5 protein-coding genes are annotated in these 3,561 nt (G+C 75.6%); 3 read left to right on the top strand and 2 right to left on the bottom strand.

Translation table 11 applies throughout. The features are described 5' to 3' along the window. On the top strand, positions 1-747 hold a 747-nt coding region (locus AC0CYZ_RS07445; protein ID WP_472213837.1), incomplete at its 5' end, for a (Fe-S)-binding protein. Between the two features lie 7 nt (positions 748-754). On the opposite strand, the gene AC0CYZ_RS07440 is transcribed toward AC0CYZ_RS07445, so the two are convergent. Next, a complete protein-coding gene (locus AC0CYZ_RS07440; protein ID WP_472213839.1) occupies positions 755-1,693 on the bottom strand; it encodes a thiamine-phosphate kinase in 939 nt (312 codons plus the stop codon). Positions 1,694-1,899: 206 nt separating this feature from the next. Here AC0CYZ_RS07440 and AC0CYZ_RS07435 point away from each other — a divergent pair, with 206 nt between their 5' ends. Both AC0CYZ_RS07435 and AC0CYZ_RS07430 read left to right on the top strand, forming a co-directional pair. Further along, the gene (locus AC0CYZ_RS07435) at positions 1,900-2,154 is read left to right on the top strand and encodes an Lrp/AsnC family transcriptional regulator (protein ID WP_472213835.1); all 255 of its coding nucleotides are present in this window, start codon (positions 1,900-1,902) and stop codon (positions 2,152-2,154) included. Between the two features lie 13 nt (positions 2,155-2,167). Next, entirely contained in the window at positions 2,168-2,770 is a 603-nt protein-coding gene (locus AC0CYZ_RS07430; RefSeq protein ID WP_472213833.1) for a DUF3515 domain-containing protein, read from the top strand. 18 nt (positions 2,771-2,788) lie between these two features. Here AC0CYZ_RS07430 and AC0CYZ_RS07425 read toward each other — a convergent pair. Beyond that, positions 2,789-3,561 (bottom strand): D-alanine--D-alanine ligase family protein (locus AC0CYZ_RS07425; RefSeq protein ID WP_472213832.1); only part of this gene is annotated, 773 nt, incomplete at its 5' end.

Genomic DNA, 3,561 nt, shown 5'->3' with positions numbered 1-3,561 from the left:
CGCGGCCGCGTCGGGATGCTCACCGGCTGCGTCCAGGACGTCTTCTTCCACCAGGTCAACCTCGCGACGGTGCGAGTGCTGGCCGCCGAGGGCTACGACGTCGTGGCGCCGCGCGAGCAGGGCTGTTGCGGCGCGCTCGGGCTGCACGCCGGACGCGAGGAGGAGTCGGTCGAGCGCGCCAAGGCGCTGATCGAGGTGTTCGAGCGCGCCGAGGTCGACGTGATCGCGGTCAACGTGGCCGGCTGCGGCTCCTCGATGAAGGAGTACGGCGAGCTGCTGGCCGACGAGCCGGGCTGGGCCGAGCGCGGCGCGGCGTTCTCGGCGAAGGTGCGCGACGTCTCCGAGGTCCTCGCCGACGCCCTCACCGACTCCCGGGCGCCGCGGCACCGGGTCGACGCGACCGTCGTCTACCACGACGCCTGCCACCTCGGGCACGCCCAGAAGATCCGGACGCAGCCCCGCGAGGTGCTGCGCTCGATCCCGGGCGTGACGCTCGCGGAGCTGCCCGAGGCGGAGATCTGCTGCGGCTCGGCAGGGATCTACAACATGCTGCAGCCGGAGGCCGCGGGCGACCTCGGGCGGCGCAAGGCCGACAACATCCGGGGCGCGGGCGCGGACCTGCTGGTCACCGCGAACCCGGGCTGCCTGCTCCAGATCCGCAAGTACCTCGAGGGCGAGCTGCCGATGCTGCACCCGGTGCAGCTGCTCGACGCCTCGATCCGGGGGGTGCGCCCGCCGGGGATGTAGCGCGGGCTCAGCGCCAGTGCCGCCAGCCGGGGTCGCCCGCCCCGCCCCAGCGGTCGGCGTCGACGCTCACCCCGCTGCCCAGGCGGACGTCGGCGAACACCTCCCAGCCCTCGGGCACCGCGTCCTCGTCGGGGAAGCAGGCGACGAGCGCGTGGTCCTCGCCACCGGTGAGGGCCCACGTCAGGGCGTCCTGCCCGAGCGCGGACGCGACGTCGCGGAGCTTGGCGGCCACGGGCACGAGGTCAGCGCGGACGTCGATGCGCACGCGCGAGGCCGCCGCGATGTGGCCGAGGTCGGCGAGCAGGCCGTCGGACGTGTCGACCATCGCCGTCGCCCCGGCCCGCGCGGCGACCGGCCCCTCGGTGAACGGCGGACGTGGCGTCCGGTGCGCGGCCACCATCGCGACCGGCGAGCGGAATCCGCGGCGCAGCACCTCCATCCCCGCGGCCGACCAGCCGAGGACCCCGCGCACGGCCACGACGTCCCCGACCCCGGCTCCCGAGCGGCGCACCGGCTCGCGCCCCTGCAGGTCGCCCAGCGCCGTGATCGTCACCACGATCTGCTCCGCGGACACCGTGTCCCCGCCCACGACGCCGATGCCCGCCTCCGACGCCGCGTCCCAGATACCGGAGGCGAGTCCGTCGACGACCTCGGTCGGGGTCGAGGCCGGGCAGGCCAGCGAGAGCAGCAGCCCCGTCGGGACCGCGCCCATGGCGGCGACGTCGGCGAGGTTCGCCGCCACGGCCTTGCGACCCACCTGCTCGGGGGCCGACCAGTCCAGACGGAAGTGCACGCCCTGGACCAGGGTGTCCACGGTCGCCACGACCCGGCCGTCGGGGGCCGCGACCACCGCCGCGTCGTCCCCGGGCCCGAGCAGCGTGCCCTCGGGCTGGGGCCGGTCGGCGGTGATGCGGTCGATCACGCCGAACTCGCCGAGGTCGGCCACGGTGCCCGTCGTGGAGCCGCCCGTGCGCACGGCCGACCGCGGCGCCGCGTCCCCCCGCCCACGGGTCGGGCTCCGTCCCGCGGCGTCTCCCGTCCGGCTCACGCGGCTGCTCCCTGCGGTACCTTCCGACGGTTCGTGTCACGTCCTGTGCACACCGTCCGCGTCCCCGGCGGACGCGCGTGCCCGCTCCCCGAGGAGGCTCCTCCGTGGTCCAGGCCTACATCCTGATCCAGACCGAGGTGGGCCGCGCTGCCGCGGTCGCGTCGGAGGTGGCCGGGATCGAGGGCGTCACCCGGGCGGAGGACGTGACCGGCCCCTACGACGTCATCGTGCACGTCGAGGCCCCCGACGTGGAGGCGCTCGACGAGAAGGTCGTCTCCGCGGTGAAGATCGTCCCCGGCATCACGCGGACCCTGACCTGCCCCGTGGTATCGGCCGCGGCTCCGTCCGCCACGGCCTGATCCGCCGTCCGCGGTGTCCCCCCCACGCGCTCCCGAGCTCGACCGCACCCTCCCGCGGGTCCTCATCGGGGTGGCGCTCGCGCTGCCCGTGCTGCTCGTCGTCGGCGTCCTGATCGCCTCGCAGGTCCTCGGTCGCCAGAGCGACCCCGACCCCGCCACCGGTCCCCTCGCGCTCGGGCCGGTGCCGGTGCCCGCCGCGGCCTCCGCCGACTGCTCGCGCCTGCTCGCCGGGCTCCCGGGGGACATCAACACCGGGGACGGGCTGCTGCCCCGCCGGGCGCTCGCCGACCCGGTGCCGGCCGGGACCGTCGCGTGGGGCGGGGAGAAGGAGGCGTCGGGACGTCCCGAGGACCAGCCGGTGGTGCTGCGCTGCGGCCTGGCCGCCCCGCCCGAGCTGGGCCCGACGAGCCCGCTGCTCGACGTCGACGGCGTCGACTGGCTGCGCATCCCCGGCCCGGGCGCGACGACCTGGGTCACGACCGACCGCGCGGTGTTCGTCGGGCTCACGTTGCCCGACGGCATCGGCAGCGGCGCGATCCAGGACGTCTCGCGCGGCGTCAAGATCACCCTGGTGAGCCGGGACACGACGCCGCCCGCGCCGGGCCCGACCCGCTGACGACGGGGCACGCCGCACTCACCGCACGCCGGTGCCGTGCGCGAGGGCGGTCTCGACGAGCGTGGTGAGCAGCGTCGGGTAGTCGATCCCGGTCGTGGTCCACATGCGCGGGTAGAGCGACGTGGCGGTGAACCCCGGCATCGTGTTCAGTTCGTTGACCACCACCCGGCCGTCGTCGGCGACGAAGAAGTCGACCCGGGCGAGCCCGGCGCAGTCGAGCGTGCGGAACACCCGCACCGCCTGCTCGCGGACGGTGTCGGCGACGTGGTCGTCGAGCTTCGCGGGGACGTCGAGCTCGCAGGCGTCGTCGAGGTACTTGGTGTCGAAGTCGTACCAGTCGTCGGGGCCGGCCAACCGGATCTCGGCGGGGAGGCTCGCCTCGACCCGGCCGTCGGGGAACTGCAGCACGCCGCACTCGATCTCGCGCCCCACGACGGCGGCCTCGACGAGCACCTTCGGGTCGCTCTGGCGGGCGAACGCCACGGCGTCGGGGACGTCTTCCCAGGCCGTGACCCGGCGGATGCCGACCGACGAGCCCGCGCGGGAGGGCTTGACGAACACGGGCAGGCCGAGCCGGTCGCGCTCGGCCGGGGTGAGGTCGGTCGCGGTGCGGTCCAGCGCGACGGCGTCGCCGACGCCCAGCCCGGCGTCGCGCAGCAGCGCCTTCGTCACGACCTTGTCCATCGAGGCGGCGCTGGCGCAGACCCCGGCGCCGACGTACGGGATGCCCGCGGTCTCGAGTAGGCCCTGGATCTCGCCGTCCTCGCCGGCCGGGCCGTGCAGGTCGGGGA

The organism is Actinomycetospora sp., from assembly GCF_055612215.1.
This window is presented reverse-complemented; position numbering and strand designations above follow the sequence as displayed.